Origin of the sequence: Intestinimonas sp. UBA1698 (assembly GCF_002320075.1) — a bacterium.
Taxonomy (GTDB): Bacteria; Bacillota; Clostridia; order Oscillospirales; family Oscillospiraceae; genus Intestinimonas; species Intestinimonas massiliensis.
This window is the reverse complement of sequence record NZ_DCJO01000004.1, coordinates 1-15,260: the sequence shown is the minus strand read 5'-3', so window position 1 is coordinate 15,260 and position 15,260 is coordinate 1. Positions and strand designations below refer to the sequence as shown.

The following is a 15,260-nucleotide window of genomic DNA, read 5'->3' as shown; positions in this document are numbered from 1 at the left end:
CCTTAGCTGACGTGATTTTTGGGATCGGCGGCGTCCGCAAAGGCGTTGCCGATGACATAGAAGCAGACGGTGACCACCGAGAGGGCCACGCAGGGGATGATGAGCTGATAGCTGAGGGAGGGGGTGGTCATCAGGGCCTTGCCCGCGATGATGAGGGTGCCCAGAGAGGGGGTGTCCAGGGGGAGACCCAGGCCGATGTAGGTGAGGAACACCTCGTCGGTGATGGCGGTGGGGACGGCTAGGGCGGTCTGGAGCATGATGATGGACACCAGATAGGGCAGTAGGTTCCGGAAGATGATACGCCCGGTGCCGGTGCCCAGGCAGCGGGAGGCCAGATTGTAATCCCGGTCCCGGATGATGACCACCTGGTTACGGGTGTAGCGGGCCATCTTCAGCCAGCCCACGAAGCACATGGAGAGGATGATGGTGGTCATGGATGGGCGCAGGATATAGGAGATGAGGATGAGGATGATGGTCCTGGGTACGTTGTCGATGATATTGTAAAGGGAGGTCAGTAGCTGGTCCAGCCGCCGGACGTAGCCCCACAGCACCCCCAGGGTGACGCCGATGACGGCGTTGACCAGAGCCACCACAAAGCCGATGAACAGACTGGTGCGGGTACCGAACCAGATTCGGGACCACAGGTCCTGTCCTACCTTGTTGGTCCCCAGAATAAAGCCCTCCGCCTGGCCGGGCTGCTTGTTGGCCAGGGGCATCCCGGTGGTTTCGTCGTAGTAGATGACGTTGGGGTCCTTCTGGTTGGGCAGATAGGGCTGGATAAAGGTGAAGGCCAGCAGGGCGATGAGCAGGATGACCAGACAACGGGCCACCCGGTTGCGCCAGAAGATGCGCAGGGTGGAACCCCAATAGGAATAGTTGGAGTAGCCGCCCCGCTCGGCGGCGGACTCGTCGTAGACGGCGGGGGCAAAGAGCCCGGCGTCCAGGCCCTGCAGGTCCTCGGCGGTGAGGGCGCCGGCGTCGGCGCGGCGGTGGAGCTCGTCCTCCAGAGAGGTCTCCAGCCGCTCGATGGTCTTTTTCCCGATCCTGGGCATATTACCGAGCCCCTCCCTTCTGATCCAGCCGGATACGCGGGTCCGCCAGCGTCATGAACAGATCGCCCAGCAGCAGCCCCAAAATGCCCACCGTGGCAAAGATGAGGACCAGGGCCTGGACCATGGTGTTGTCCTGACGCTTGATGACATCCACCAGCAGCCCGCCCATGCCGGGCACCGAGAACAGCGACTCCACATAGATGGAGCCGATGATGGTGTTGAGGAAGGAGGTGGGCAGGAGCTGGATGATGGGCACAAAGGCGTTGCGCAGCACGTGATGGTACATGATGTTCCGGCGGGAGACGCCCTTGGCCAGGGCCAGCTTCACATAGTCGGAGTTGAGCTGATCCACCATATACCGGCGCATCCACATGGCGTACTCCGCGATGTTGGCCAGGGACAGGCAGAGGATGGGCAGGATCCAAGTACGTACGTCGTTTTTGGAATAGAGCATGGGCAGGTTGAAGGCCCGGGAGCCGTAGAGCTGGATGACCAGATAGTATACCACCACCGGTACGGCGTTCAGAAGCACGATGAAGCCGGTACCCAGCTTGTCCGGCAGGCGGCCCTTATACCGGCTCATGGCCACGCCCAGGGGGATGCCCACCACCAGGGCCAGCGCCATGGCGATGCAGCCCAGGGTGAGGGAGACCGGGATCTTCCGGGCTAGGATCTCGGTGATGGGCACCTTGGGCTGGTAGATCCAGGAGGTGCCCAGGTCCCCGTGGAAGAGGTCCCGGTAGAAGCGGAAGAGCTGCTCGGGCAGCGGGTCGTTAAGGCCCAGGTTTTCCAGGCCGTTCTGGATCATCTCGGGGGACATCTTGTCGAAGTTGGGGAAGTAGCCCTCCACCGGCATGAGGCGCAGCAAGGAGAAGATGACGGCCGTAATGATAAACAGGGCCGCCACGGCGAAGGCCAGGCGCTTGAGGATGTACTTGAACATGAAACAGGCTCCTTTCAGAGGAGGATGGGGTCCGGCTCTGCCGTTTTGTGCGTTGAAAAGGAGGCGCGTCGGGCGCGCCCTCGTTTCAGCGTACAAGATACAGGGCAGGGAAGGCCCCGGCTTGCGGGGCCTTCCCTGGATCGGGCTTCCGGGAAGGGGGTCTTACTTGGAGGCGGAGGCGGCCAGAGCGGCCTCGCGGGCGGTCTCCCACTCGGCCATCTGGGCATAGTATTCGTCCATACTAATGGGAGCATCCAGCAGATGGGCGCCCTCATAGCGATAGTTGGCCACGCCGAAGGGGGCGAAGGGCCGGTCGAAGACGGACAGCTTGGAGACCACATAGCCGTCGCTGGCCTGGCGGTGGAAGGGGATCACGATGGCGTGGTTGATGAGGAAGGCCTCGGCGTTGGCGAAGGAGGTGTAGCGCTTCTCGATGTCCAGCTTCTCGTCCTTGCCCTCCTGTACCATCTTGATGTAGACGGTCTCAGGGGTGCCGATGAACTTATCCTCGTCAAAGACGCCCTTGGACATGTCCTCGGCAGTGTAGGTGTAGCCGGTAAGAAGGTCGGCCTGGGTGGTCTTTTCAGGCCAGGAGTAGGTGTAGCCCAGGCTCCAGGGGTCAGAGTAGGTCTCGGGGTCGGCGTAGTCGGGCCCCCAGTTGCACAGCATCAAAGCGTATTTGCCGGTCTTGCGGACCTCGGCCAGGAAGTTGGTGGAGGGCCCGGCCTCGACGATGATATCAATGTAGTCGGTGCCCAGCAGGCCCTCCAACTGCTGCTCCAGGATCTGGCAGCTCTCGCCCCAGTAGGTGGTGCCGGGGTTATAGGGCATGAGGACCTTGATGGGGAAGGTGGCGCCGGCAGCGGTCAGCTCCTGGATGGCCTGCGCCTTATACTGCAGGGCCTCCTCTGCGTTGAAGGGATTGGTGTTGGATACGGCGGCCAGGTCGCCCATCTGGGTGTAATCGGTGCCGCTGTAGTCACAGAAGCCCTCGGGGGTGATGGTGTTGATGAGGTTGGCGTTGGGATTGTTGGGCTCGTAGGGGAACTCAGCCTTAGCCCGGTCGATGCCGCGGGCAATGGACAGGCGGAAGGCCTCGTTGTTGACGGCGAGCTTCCAGTTGTCGGGCTCGTAAGCCGCGTCAAACTGGGGATCAAAGTTGAACAGCCACCAGTAGGTGAAGTAGGAGGCGCGGGTGGGCCGCACCAGGTCGGCGGTGGAGGCGTCGTCCAGCCAGGCCTGCAGCAGCTCGGAGGGGATCTTGGCCTGGTCCACCGAGCCCTGCTTATACATGTCGGGGGCCAGCTTCAGAGCCTCGGCGTTGTAGGTGCGCTCGATGCGGTCAATGTTCACGTTGTCGGCGTTCCAGTAGTTGGCGTTTTTGACCCAGACCTGGTTTTCCTGGGGGTTGAACTCCTGACAGATATAGGCACCGTTGTAGAGGATGGTGTCGGCGCTGGTGCCGAAGCGGTCGCCCACCTCGGCCAGGAAGTCGCCGTTGACGGGCATGAAGCACACATAGCTCAGCATGGACAGGAAGTAGGGGGTGGGCGCCTCCAGAGTGTACTCCAGGGTCTTCTCGTCCACGGCCCGCACGCCGATCTCGTTGGGGTCGGTGATCTCGCCGGAGTAGAACTTCTGGGCGTTCTTCACCGCGCTGGAGACGATGTCGAAGGTCTTGGAGTCGTGGGCGGGATCGCAGATATAGTGCATGGAATCCACGAAATCCTGGGCCTTCAGGTCGGCGTACTCGGTGCCGTCGCTCTTGTACCACTTCACGCCGTCGCGGAGGGTAAAGGTCCAGGTGAGGCCGTCGTCGCTGACGGACCAGTCGGTGGCCAGACCGTGCTGTGCCACGCCGTACTGGTCATACTGGACCAGGGTGTCGATGAAGTTGGCGGAGAGCTCGAACTCGGTGGTCTGGGAGGTCACCAGATAGTTGAGCGTGGTGGCCTCCATGACATAGAGTTCCCGGTAGACCACGGGGGCGGCCTCGCCGCCCGTACCGGAGGCGGAGGGGCTGGGGCTGCCGGCGCTGCCGCCGCCGCAGGCGGCCAGGCCCAGCACCAGAACCGTGGCGAGCAAGAGCGCGATGAGCTGTTTGGTTCTCTTCATGGGATCTCCTTCTTTCCTTTTGATATAAACGGGTTTGTGCCCCATTGCACACAAGTGTTGCGGCGGCGCTCGCCGCCTGCAAAAGCGGCCCGCCGCTTTTGGATGGGGGGAGCCGGATCAGCTCCAGGAGGAGCAGGGGATGGAGGAGACGCCGATGCCGGGGTCGTCCGACATGGTGATGGTGGCCTCGTCGAAGTTGGGGCCGCCGGTAAAGGGATCGGCGGCGCAGAGGGAGGGGCCGTCCAGGTCGGCCCGGGTGATGATGCCGCGGGCGGCGGCCAGATGGGCGGCGGCGGCCACCGACAGACGGGATTCCAGCATACAGCCGATCATGCACTCCACGCCGTAGAGCTCTGCGATGTCGCAGATCTTCAGAGCGGGCCAGATGCCGCCGGTCTTCATCAGCTTGATGTTGATGAGGTCGGCCGCGCCGGACTGGATGATGTGGATGGCGTCGGCGGGCGAAAAGACCGACTCGTCGGCCAGAATGGGGGTCTGCACCCGCTGGGTGATATAACGCATCCCCTCCAGGTCGTGGGCCTTCACCGGCTGCTCCACCAGCTCGATGTCCAGCCCCTGGTCCTCCATGGCGGAGATGATGGCCACCGACTGGCGGGCGTCCCAGCCCTGGTTGGCGTCCACCCGGAGCAGCACCTCAGGGCCCACGGCCTTGCGGATGGCGGCGATGCGCGCCACATCCTGCACGCCCTCCTTGCCCACCTTGATCTTCAGGGTGCGGTAGCCCAGGCGGACGGCGTCCAGACTGTCGGACACCATCTGGTCGATGGAGTTGACCGAGATGGTGATGTCGGTCTGGAAGGAGCGGCGGGCGCCGCCCAGCAACTGATAGAGGGGGGCGCCCCAGCGCTTGCCCCACAGGTCCAGCACCGCCATGTCCACGGCGGCCTTGGCCGAGGTGTTCTTGACCATGCAGCCCTGGAGCTTCGCCATGACCGCATCTAGGTCCTCCACGTCCATGCCCACCAGGGCGGGACGGATGAAGTCCTTGACCGCACAGGCGATGGAGCCCAGCGTGTCGCCGGTGATGACGGCGGTGGGAGGCGCCTCGCCGTAGCCCACCTGCCCGTCGTCGGCCACCACCCGGACCACCACATCGTCCACCGCGTCTACCGTGCGCAGGGCTGTCTTGAAGGGGGCTCGCAGAGGGAGAGAAACCCTGCCCGCCTGTATATCTTGAATGACCATGCCCAACACCCCCTGAAATGAAATTTGTATTTTGAAAAGTTTCACATTCCGGCCGAGGCCGGATTCGGAATTTAATGTGATAAATTGTATCATGGAATGGCACATTTGTAAAGGGTACAGCCGCAGAGAAACCAAAAAAGCCGATGGGGCTGTGACCCCTCGACGCCTTGAAATGCAACTTCTCCGCAGTGAAACTGCATTGAAATTTTTTTTCAAGAACTTGGCGAAACCGGCGGGATATGCTATGCTGTAAGAAAGTCCGGTTTAACGGACACGACGGCCGCTAAACTGGCATCAGGAAAGGGGATGAGCCTATGGCGCGAAGCCCAAATCAAAAGCTGAAAACTCTGATTTTGCAAAAGACCCTGCTGGAGCGTACCGACGAGGAACACCCCATGACGGTGAAGGAGCTCATCGACACGCTGGCGGCCTGGGACGTGACAGCGGAGCGGAAGAGCATCTACGACGACCTGGAGGCCCTACGGGCCTTCGGCCTGGATATCCAGAGCCGAAAAGGCAAGACGCCGGGCTGGTTCGTGGGGGAGCGGCCCTTCGAGCTGCCGGAGCTGAAGCTGCTGGTGGATGCGGTGCAGTCGTGCAAGTTCATCACCCGGCGCAAAAGCGACAGCCTGATCCGCAAGCTGGAGGGCCTGACCAGCGTCCATCAGGCCCGGCAGCTCCAGCGGCAGGTCTACGTGGAACGGCGGGTCAAGACCATGAACGAGAGCGTTTACTACTCCATTGACAAGCTCCACGCCGCGCTGTCCGCCGGAAAGACGGTGACCTTCCGGTACTTTGAGTACAACGTGCGCAAGGAAAAGGTCTTTCGCCGGGAGGGGCGGCGGTACAGCGTGTCGCCCTACGGCCTCATCTGGAACAGCGAGAACTATTATCTGGTGGGCTGGGACGGCGCCATGGGGGAGGTGCGGCACTACCGGGTGGACAAGATGGCCGAGCTGGCGGTCACCTGTGTCCCGGCGGAGGGCGGCCCGGAGGGCTTCGACGTGGCGGCCTATGCCGCCAAGCACTTCGGTATGTTCTCCGGCCGGGAGGGCAAGCTGCGTCTGCGCTGTGAGAATCCGATGGTGGGGGTGGTGCTGGACCGCTTCGGACAGGACGTGATGCTGGTGCCCGACGGGGAGAGCCATTTCACCGTCACCGTGGACGCGGTGGTCTCCCCCCAGTTTTTCGGCTGGCTTTTCGGCCTGGGGCCCGGCGTGACCCTCCTGAGCCCGGACTGGGCGGTGGAGGACTTCCGGCGGCGGCTGGAGGAGGCCCGGCGGCGGTATGAAACCTGAAAAGCGGCCCGGCGGGGTCTCCCGCCGGGCCGCTTTTCCGTTATTCCCAGGTTTTCCACACGTCGGGGCAGTAGCCCACCGTGGCCTGCCGGCCGTTGCGCACGAGGGGTGTTTTCAGCAGCCTGGGGTCTTCCAGCAGCTTTTCCAGCTTGTCGTCGTCATAGGCCAGGCAGGTCACCAGAGCGGCGTCTGGGTGCCTGGCGTCGATCAGCGCCTCCAGCCCTACGGCGTTTTTAACGCTCTTCAGCTCACCGGGGCGGATGCCGTACTTGATGAGATCGACGGACTGAAATTTGACCCGCCGCTCCTTAAAATACCGCTCCGCCTTTTTGGTGTCAAAGCACTTGGATTTTCCAAAAATCTGAATGTTCATCGGCTCACTCCCCCACATAGGTGAAGCGGGGGCCGGCATAGCCGTCCCGCTCCACCCGCTCGTTCCACATGGCGGCGGGCCGCACCCACATCCCCCGCTCTCCGTAAAGGGCCTGATAGACCACCATGGGCTCCAGTGTTTCCGAGTGGGCGGCGGTGCCGAGCACCCGGTATTCGCCGCCCTTGAAGTGGCGGTAGCGGCCGGGCTTGATGGGACCCGTCCGGGCGGGCCTGACGTCGCGGCCCACCAGATAGTCCAGGCTGACTTTGTAAAAGTCGGCAAGTTTGATCAACGATTCCGTTGGAACGGTAATTTTTCCAAGCTCATACTTGGAATAGGTGGTTTGCGTGACACCTAAAACGGAGGCCGCCTTTTCTTGGCTCAATTCATTGTCCTCACGGAGATCCCGAATGCGGGAAAAGTACATAAAATCACCCTTTGCAATTATACAACAGTCGCTGTGTGACTATTGGCAATTAGTCGTGTGGAGACTAATATAATTAGAAAAGGGGGCTTTCGATATGGTAAAGAAGCTCATAAAAACGGACGAGCGGGTCTGCGGGGCCTGCAAATATTTCTGCCAGCACTACCGGAAATGGGGTACGGCCTTTCATCCCGTCGCCTGCGGGCATTGCCGGTATCCCCGGATCAAGCAGCGGGTCAAAGACCAGACTTGTCCCTACTGGACGGCGGCGGAGACCGCCGGACAATAATTTTTCCGGTTTCGGCCATACTAGGGAAAATCGCCTTTTATAAGGCCGGAAAGGATGGTTTTCCTGTGAAAGCAGTCATCATGGCGGGAGGGGAGGGCACCCGGCTGCGACCCCTCACCCTGGACCGGCCCAAGCCCATGATCCCTCTCTTCGGCAAGCCGGTGATGGAGCACATCATCGGCCTGCTCAAGCGCCACGGCTTTACCGATATCTGCGTCACCCTGCAGTATATGCCCCAGGTGGTCACCGAGTGGTTCGGGGACGGCGCCGAACTGGGGGTAAAGCTGACCTATTTTGTGGAGAAGGAGCCCCTGGGCACCGCGGGCAGCGTGAAAAACTGTATGGCTCACCTGGGCGGTGAGGACTTCCTGGTCATCAGCGGCGACGCGGTGTGCGACCTGGACCTGTCCGCCGCCCTGGGGTTCCACCGCACCAGCCGGGCGGCGGCCACCCTGATCCTCCACCGCCACTCCGCCCCCCTGGAGTACGGCCTGGTGCTCACCCGGGACGACGGGCGCATCCAGCGGTTCATCGAAAAGCCGGGCTGGGGCCAGGTGTTCACCGACACGGTAAACACCGGTATCTACCTGCTGACCCGCCGGGCCATGGACCTGGTGCCCGGGGACCAGCCCTACGATTTCGGCAAGGACCTGTTCCCCCTGCTGCTCTCCCGAGGCGCACCTTTGTACGGCCACGTGGCCGACGGCTACTGGTGCGATATGGGGGACTGCGCGGCCTATCTGGACTGCGCCGCCGACGCCCTGTCCGGCCGGGTGAAGCTGGACCTCGCCCTGCCCCAGAGCGCGCCCGGCGTCTGGGCGGCCCAGCCCATTCCGGCGGGGGTGTCGGTGGTGCCCCCGTGCTGGATCGGGCCGGGGGCCGAGCTGGGCGAGGGGAGCCTCATCGGGCCCCACGCCATACTGGAGGAGGGGGCCCGGGTGGGCCGCCGGTCTCTGGTGCAGCGCAGCATACTCATGGCCGGCGCGGCGGTGGGAGACCGCTGCACCCTCTACGGCGCCATCCTGTGCCGCTCGTCCACCGCCAAAAACGGGGCCGTCCTCAACGAGGGGGCCGTCCTGGGGGCGGAGAGCGCCGCCGGCGAGGGCTCCGTCCTGCTGGAGCGGGTCAAGGTGTGGCCCGGCCGGGAGAGTGCCGCCGGGGCCCGGCTCACCGCCTCGCTCATCCACGGGGGAAGCCGCGGCGGGCTGTTCTTTGGGGACGGCGGTGTGGTCCGGGGTGAGCTGGGAGAGGAGCTCTCCCCGGAGGCCCTGATGGCCCTGGGCTCCGCCCTGGGCGCCGAGGGCAAGGTGGGCCTGGGCTGGGCCGGCGGGGAGGCCGCCCGGCTGCTGGCCCGCTCCGCCGGGTGCGGCGCGGCGGCGGCGGGGGCCGAGGTTCTGGTCCACGACGGGGGCTGTCCCTCCGCCGGGGCCTGGCTGGCCGGACGCTATGCCCTGCCGGTCTCTCTCTTTGTGGAGCAGGCGGGGGAGCGGACCTTTCTCCATTTCTTCGACCGGCGGGGCCTGCCCCTGAGCCGCAGCCGGGAGCGCAAGCTGGAGGGGGCCGTCCTCCGGGGAGAGGTCCGCCGGGTGCCCGCCGGACGGGTAGGGCCCTGGCGGAACGTCTCCGGCGTGTCGGCGGCCTACGCCGCCGAGGCGGCCAAGGTCAGCCGCCTGGACCGGCAGCCCATCACGCCGGTGGCGGTGTCGGTGCCGGGCGAGACCCCCGCCGACCGCGTCCTGGCCTCCGCCCTGGAGGAGCTGGGATGCGTGGTGCTGCGCAAACGGGCCCCGGGCGTGCCCGGCTTTGCCGCGGAGTACGGCGGCCTGCGTCTGACGGCCTGGGACGAGGAGGGCCGGACCGTGGATTCGGGGGCGCTGCTCACGCTGGTGAGCCTCATCGAGCTGGACCGGGGCGGTGGCCGGGTAGCCGTCCCCGCCGGGGCACCCGCCGCCGTGGAGGCGCTGGCTGAGGGGCGGCCGGAGGCCGTGCTCCGGCTGGACCGGGACGGGCCGGAGGCGGAGGAGCTCTATGCGGCGCTGCCTTGGCTCCGGGACGGGGTGTTCGCCGCCTGCCGCATCTGTGCCCGGCTGGGACAGACGGGGGAGCGGCTGCGCACTCTGGTCGGCCGGGTCCCGCGGTTCGTGCGCCTCCAGCGGGAGGTTCCCCTCCGGCGGGGGCGGGGGGAGGTCATGCAGAGCCTGGCCGAGACGGGTGGCGACGCCCGGGGCGAGGGGGTGCGCATCCGCTCCGGCGAGGCCTGGATCTGGATGGCGCCCCTGAGCCGGCGCTCCGCCCTGCGGGTAGTGGCCGAGGCGGCGGACATGGAGACGGCGGCGGAATTGTGTGATTTTTATGTGAAGCGGGCCCAGGAGCTGGACCGGCAGGGGACGGACGGGCAGAGGCCTCAATAAAAATTTTTGTATACTTTTCCAGTCCCTTGTGGTATACTAGAGTAACTTGGAATGGCTTTATGTGCGTTACCGCACTTTGATAAGGCAGGGACACAGAGAAAATCACGGGCGCGCAGGCGGCTGGGGCCACCCCTTTTTCCGGCGAGGCAGGGCCGGAAAGAGCGGGTGGCCGCCGCCCTTGTTTTGATGCGCTCAAAAGCGCTCCTCTGTGCCCGTACATACCGTTTATGGTAAATTCAGACAAGGAGTGTTACATTACTTTTATGGCAGAAAAATTGAAAATCATATCCCTGGGCGGACTCAACGAGATCGGCAAGAACATGACCGTCTATGAGTATGGCGGCGACATGATCGTGGTGGACGTGGGCATGGGCTTCCCCGACGACGACATGTACGGCATCGACGTGGTCATCCCTGACTTCACCTATCTGATCAAGAACAAGGAGAAGATCCGGGGCATCTTCCTGACCCACGGTCACGAGGATCACATCGGCTCCATCCCCTATCTGCTGCGCAGCATCAACGCCCCCATCTACGCCACCCGCATGACGGCGGGGCTGGTGAAGCTCAAGCTGGAGGAGCACCGCCTGCTGGACAAGACCAAGCTCATCACCTGCGAGGCGGGCGAGGTGGTCAAGGCCGGGCGGTTCAGCGTGGAGTTCATCCACGTCAACCACTCCATTGCCGACGCGGTGGCCTTCGCCATCAAGACGCCGGTGGGCCTGTGCGTCCACACCGGCGACTTCAAGATCGACTCCACCCCCATCCAGGGCGGCATGATTGATCTGGCCCGGCTGGGCGAGTTGGGCAAGGCGGGCGTGCTGGCCCTGCTGTGCGATTCCACCAACGTGGAGCGCCCCGGCTACACCAAGTCGGAGCGGTGCGTGGGCGCCTCCTTCGACGCCCTGTTCCGGGGCTGCGACCAGCGCATCATCGTCACCACCTTCGCCTCCAACGTGGACCGCATCCAGCAGATTATCTCGGTGGCCGCCAAGTACGGGCGCAAGGTGGCCGTCACCGGCCGCAGCATGGAAAACGCCATGAAGGTCTCCACTGAGCTGGGCTACATGAACGTGCCCGAGGGGACTCTGGTGGACGTCAACCACATCAAGAGCCTGCCCAAGGACAAGATCTGCATCGTCACCACCGGCAGCCAGGGCGAGACCATGTCCGCCCTGACCCGCATGGCCTTCTCCACCCACCGCCAGGTGGACATCCAGGCCGGGGACCGGATCATCATCTCGGCCTCCGCCATTCCGGGCAACGAGAACGCCATCGGCAACGTCATCAACGAGCTCTACCGCAAGGGGGCCGAGGTGGTCAACGAGCGGACGGGTCAGCTCCATGTGTCCGGCCACGCCTGCCAGGACGAGCTGAAAATCATCCACGCCCTGGTGAAGCCCAAATTCTTTATCCCCCTCCACGGGGAGCAGCGGCACCTGAAGATCCATGCCAAGCTGGCCCAGGAGATGGGGATGCACCCCAACCACATCCTCATCAGCGACATCGGCAAGGTGATGGAGTTCACGCCCAACTCCGCCAAGATCAACGGCACCGTGCCCGCCGGCCGGGTCTTCGTGGATGGCTACGGCGTGGGCGACGTGGGCAGCGTGGTCCTGCGGGACCGGAAGCACCTGGCCGAGGACGGCATGATCGTGGTGGTCACCTCCATGTCCGGCGAGGACGGCAGCGTGGTGTCCGGCCCCGACATCATCACCCGCGGCTTCGTCTACGTCAAGGAGTCCGAGGAGCTGATGGAGGAGCTGCGCCGGGTGGCCGTGGAGGCGCTGGAGCGCTGCCACCGGAGCAACACCACCGACTGGGCCACCATCAAGGGGGAGATCAAGAACGACCTGTCCGGCTTCCTCTACAAAAAGACCAAGCGCAACCCCATGATCCTGCCTGTCATCATGGAGGTCTGAGCGGAAAAGCAGACGCACCCGCCGGGAAAACTCCCGGCGGGCGCGTTTTTGTTATGCTTCATTGTCTGCGTACCGGGCCAGAAACTGCCGGGTGCGCTCCTGCCGGGGGTGCTCGATGATCTCCCGGGCGGGGCCCTCCTCCACAATGACGCCGCCATCCATGAAGATGACCCGATCGGCCACATCCCGGGCGAAGGCCATCTCGTGGGTGACGATGACCATGGTGGTGTTCCGCTCGGCCAGGCTCCGGATGACCTTCAGCACCTCGCCGGTGAGCTCCGGGTCCAGGGCCGATGTGGGCTCGTCAAAGCAGAGAATGTCCGGGTGCAGAGCCAGGGCCCGGGCGATGGCTACCCGCTGCTGCTGGCCACCGGAGAGCTGGTGGGGATAGTGGTCGGCCCGGTCGCTGAGCCCCATCTGCTCCAGCAGCTCCCGGCCCTCGGCCTCGATCCCGGCGTGGATGCGCTTGCGGTCGGCCTTGTAACCCGGGGCCTCCTGAGCCAGTAGCTCCTTGGCCAGGGTAACGTTCTGTAGGGCGGTATACTGAGGGAAGAGATTGAAGGACTGGAACACCAGCCCAAAGTGGAGCCTCTTTTTGCGGATTTCGCTCTCCCGCTGGGTGGCGGGGTCGGCGGCGTCAAAGAGGCGATGACCGTCCACGGTGATGCTGCCCCGGTCGGGGGTCTCCAAGAAGTTGAGGCAGCGCAGCAGCGTGGTCTTGCCGGAGCCGGAGGAGCCGATGATGGCCAGAGCCTGGCCCCGCTCCAGACCAAAGGAGATATCCTGAAGCACCTGGGTGGCGCCAAAGCTCTTTTCAATGTGTTGGACCTCAAGGATCGCCATATCTGCCGCCCCCTTACCGGAAATAGTCCAGCCGCCGCTCGAGGTAACCGAACAGCAGCGTCAGCACGCCCACGAATACCAGGAAGAACAGCCCCGTGGTAAACAGAGGCCAGATCAGACCCTTGGAGGAGTATTCGCCGGCCATCATGATGATCTCCTTGTTGGAGATGATCCGGGCCAGGGAGGTGTCCTTCACCAGGGTGATGATTTCGTTGCCCATGGGCGGAAGGATGCGCTTGACCACCTGGAGCAGGGTGACCTTGAAGAAGATCTGCCGTTTGGTCATGCCCAGCACCTGGCCCGCCTCCGTCTGACCCTTGGGGACGGCCTCGATACCGCCCCGGTAGATCTCAGAGAAATAGCAGGCGTAGTTGATGACGAAAGCCACCACAGCGGCGGTGAGCCGCCCCGAGTTGCCGGCGGGCCACGGGTTGCCCCAGCCCAGAAGCCCGGGGCCCATAAAGATGATGATGAGCTGGAGCATCAGGGGAGTGCCCCGAATGATCCAGACGAAGGTCTTGATGAGCCAGGCCAGTGGCTGGAACCGGCTCATGGAACCAAAGGAGATCAGCAGCCCCAGGGGCAGGGCAAACAGCAGGGTCAGGCCGAAAAGCTGGCAGTTGATCCAGAAGCCCTCGAACAGACGGCCCAAGATGACGCTCATACAGTACACCTCAAAAGACACCGTCTGGGACAGGGGCTTGGCCCCTGTCCCAGACGATCAGATTCCATGGACGGGAAAATCCGCTTAATCGGCCAGCTCCAGGCCGTATTTGTCGGCCAGGGCGCCCAAGGAGCCGTCGGCCACCATCTCGGCAAAGATCTTATTGACGGCGTCCCGTACGTCGGACCCCTGGCGGAAGGCCACCCCGTAGTTCTCCACGGCCAGCTCATCCACGATCTTCAGGCCGGCATAGTCGGTGCCCTCGCCGATCATGGCGTTTGCCAGGGTCATATCCAGAACGGCGGCGTCGCAGGTGCCGGCGGCCACCTCCATGAGGCAGTCGGTCTGGACGCTCTTGCCCACGTAGTCGGCCTGAGCCAGGTTGGCGTCGGGCTTGGTCTCCTCATTGCCCAGGATCTGCGTCTCGCCGGCGGAGCCCACCTCGGCGCAGACGGACTTGCCGATGAGGGAGGAGGTGTCGGCATAGTCGGCGTCGGCCTTCATCACCACCACCTGGGCGTTCTTCACATAGGGGACGGTGCAGGCCATGTTGGCCTCGCGCTCAGGGTCCAGGGTCATGCCGTTCCAGATGCAGTCGATGGTCTTGCCGGCCAGCTCGATCTCCTTGGTTTCCCAGACGATCTCCTGGAACTGGGGCTCCACGCCCAGTTTTTCGCAGACGGCCTTGGCCAGTTCGGTGTCGAAGCCGGTGAACTCACCGTTGTCGTCGGTGTAGTTCATGGGGGCGTAGACGGTGTAGCCGATGACGAGAGCTCCCTTGCCCTTGACGTAGTCCAGATCGCTCTCGGCAGAGGCGGACTCGGCCGGAGCGCTCTCCGCGGGGGCGGAGGCGGAGGGAGAGGGTGCAGCGCCGCTGCCGCAGGCGGCCAAGGCCAGAGACAGGACCAGCGCCAGGGCAAGCGCGATCAGGCGTTTCATGTTCATAATGTATGTATCCTCCAATATCCAAAATCCTGCCGGGTATAACCCGGGTGCTTTAGCATTTTACCATGATAAACTAATGGTGTAAAGAGGTATTTTTTAAAATTCTGCTTTTTGGACGGCTCCGCCGCGGGAGGGTCGGAGGAATATCGGCCGGAAGATATGCGGTTTGCCGGAAGCCGTTCCAAATCCGGGGCCTTTTTTGTGGGGGGAGTGACGATTCCGATTGACAAGGGGGGCGCTTCCGGTATATGATGTAAGACGGGAAAAGTGGTTTGGCCAGGCTATGCCCACTGGGGGTATGGCCGGGGAAGGGCCACGGGACTGAGGTTCGCCGCAGTCCTGAAAAAACGTAATAGGAGGAAACACAGAAATGAACATGCTTGTATGCGTCAAGCAGGTGCCGGATACGACGGAAATCAAGATCGATCCGGTGAAGAACACGCTGATCCGCGACGGCGTGCCCAGCATTCTGAACCCGTTCGACGGGTACGCGCTGGAAGCGGCTGCCCGGATCAAGGATAAGGACCCCTCCGCGAAGATCGTGGTGCTGTCCATGGGCCCCGAGCAGGCGAAGGCGGTGCTGAAGGAGTCACTGGCCATTGCGGCGGATAAGGCATACCTGGTGAGCGACCGCGCGTTCGGCGGGTCCGACACGCTGGCGACCAGCTACATCATCTCCGAGACCATTAAGAAGATCGAGGAGACCGAGGGCAAGTTTGACGCGATTTTCTGCGGCAAGCAGGCCATCGACGGCGACACGGCCCAGGTGGGCCCG

General features: G+C 63.6%; 14 protein-coding genes and 1 pseudogene. 5 read left to right on the top strand and 10 right to left on the bottom strand.

Annotation, left to right across the window (positions count from 1 at the left end; genetic code table 11):
- Positions 1 to 2: 2 nt before the first annotated feature.
- From B3H64_RS00895 to B3H64_RS00880, 4 genes are all read right to left on the bottom strand, one after another.
- Positions 3 to 1,052, bottom strand: a complete 1,050-nt coding sequence (locus tag B3H64_RS00895; RefSeq protein ID WP_094762284.1) for an ABC transporter permease — start codon at positions 1,050 to 1,052, stop codon at positions 3 to 5.
- A gap of 1 nt (position 1,053) precedes the next feature.
- The gene (locus B3H64_RS00890; RefSeq protein WP_050616916.1) at positions 1,054 to 1,995 is read right to left on the bottom strand and encodes an ABC transporter permease; all 942 of its coding nucleotides are present in this window, start codon (positions 1,993 to 1,995) and stop codon (positions 1,054 to 1,056) included.
- Positions 1,996 to 2,157: 162 nt separating this feature from the next.
- On the bottom strand, positions 2,158 to 4,110 hold the full coding sequence (locus tag B3H64_RS00885) for a peptide ABC transporter substrate-binding protein (RefSeq protein WP_286732103.1): 1,953 nt from the start codon (positions 4,108 to 4,110) through the stop codon (positions 2,158 to 2,160).
- A gap of 117 nt (positions 4,111 to 4,227) precedes the next feature.
- Positions 4,228 to 5,316: a dipeptide epimerase gene (locus tag B3H64_RS00880; RefSeq protein WP_286732101.1), complete on the bottom strand. Its 1,089-nt coding sequence runs from the start codon at positions 5,314 to 5,316 to the stop codon at positions 4,228 to 4,230.
- Between the two features lie 314 nt (positions 5,317 to 5,630).
- Here B3H64_RS00880 and B3H64_RS00875 point away from each other — a divergent pair, with 314 nt between their 5' ends.
- Complete coding sequence (locus B3H64_RS00875; protein WP_050616914.1) at positions 5,631 to 6,614, top strand: helix-turn-helix transcriptional regulator; 984 nt, start codon at positions 5,631 to 5,633, stop codon at positions 6,612 to 6,614.
- A gap of 40 nt (positions 6,615 to 6,654) precedes the next feature.
- On the opposite strand, the gene B3H64_RS00870 is transcribed toward B3H64_RS00875, so the two are convergent.
- The 3 genes and pseudogenes from B3H64_RS00870 to B3H64_RS00860 form a co-directional block, all read right to left on the bottom strand.
- A complete protein-coding gene (locus B3H64_RS00870) occupies positions 6,655 to 6,987 on the bottom strand; it encodes an arsenate reductase family protein (protein WP_050616913.1) in 333 nt (110 codons plus the stop codon).
- Positions 6,988 to 6,991: 4 nt separating this feature from the next.
- Positions 6,992 to 7,198 carry a DUF1653 domain-containing protein gene (locus B3H64_RS00865; protein WP_050617570.1) on the bottom strand — a complete coding sequence of 69 codons (207 nt, stop codon included), beginning with the start codon at positions 7,196 to 7,198 and terminating at the stop codon, positions 6,992 to 6,994.
- A gap of 45 nt (positions 7,199 to 7,243) precedes the next feature.
- Positions 7,244 to 7,414, bottom strand: a pseudogene (locus B3H64_RS00860) (helix-turn-helix domain-containing protein); the annotation flags it as partial.
- A 94-nt stretch (positions 7,415 to 7,508) separates the two neighbouring features.
- Between B3H64_RS00860 and B3H64_RS00855 the strand changes: the two are divergent.
- The 3 genes from B3H64_RS00855 (at position 7,509) to B3H64_RS00845 (ending at position 12,033) form a co-directional block, all read left to right on the top strand.
- Entirely contained in the window at positions 7,509 to 7,700 is a 192-nt protein-coding gene (locus tag B3H64_RS00855; RefSeq protein WP_050616912.1) for a hypothetical protein, read from the top strand.
- A 65-nt stretch (positions 7,701 to 7,765) separates the two neighbouring features.
- A complete protein-coding gene (locus B3H64_RS00850; protein WP_238074568.1) occupies positions 7,766 to 10,111 on the top strand; it encodes a sugar phosphate nucleotidyltransferase in 2,346 nt (781 codons plus the stop codon).
- Between the two features lie 263 nt (positions 10,112 to 10,374).
- Positions 10,375 to 12,033 (top strand): ribonuclease J, encoded by a 1,659-nt coding sequence (locus B3H64_RS00845; protein ID WP_050616910.1) that lies wholly within the window; start codon positions 10,375 to 10,377, stop codon positions 12,031 to 12,033.
- Between the two features lie 51 nt (positions 12,034 to 12,084).
- Here B3H64_RS00845 and B3H64_RS00840 read toward each other — a convergent pair whose 3' ends face one another.
- The 3 genes from B3H64_RS00840 to B3H64_RS00830 all read right to left on the bottom strand — a co-directional run bounded on the left by B3H64_RS00840 (position 12,085) and on the right by B3H64_RS00830 (position 14,479).
- A complete protein-coding gene (locus tag B3H64_RS00840) occupies positions 12,085 to 12,876 on the bottom strand; it encodes an amino acid ABC transporter ATP-binding protein (protein WP_256302866.1) in 792 nt (263 codons plus the stop codon).
- 13 nt (positions 12,877 to 12,889) lie between these two features.
- Entirely contained in the window at positions 12,890 to 13,540 is a 651-nt protein-coding gene (locus tag B3H64_RS00835) for an amino acid ABC transporter permease (protein WP_050616908.1), read from the bottom strand.
- A gap of 84 nt (positions 13,541 to 13,624) precedes the next feature.
- Complete coding sequence (locus B3H64_RS00830; protein WP_256302995.1) at positions 13,625 to 14,479, bottom strand: transporter substrate-binding domain-containing protein; 855 nt, start codon at positions 14,477 to 14,479, stop codon at positions 13,625 to 13,627.
- Between the two features lie 376 nt (positions 14,480 to 14,855).
- Here B3H64_RS00830 and B3H64_RS00825 point away from each other — a divergent pair.
- Positions 14,856 to 15,260 (top strand): electron transfer flavoprotein subunit beta/FixA family protein (locus tag B3H64_RS00825; protein ID WP_286732100.1); only part of this gene is annotated, 405 nt, incomplete at its 3' end.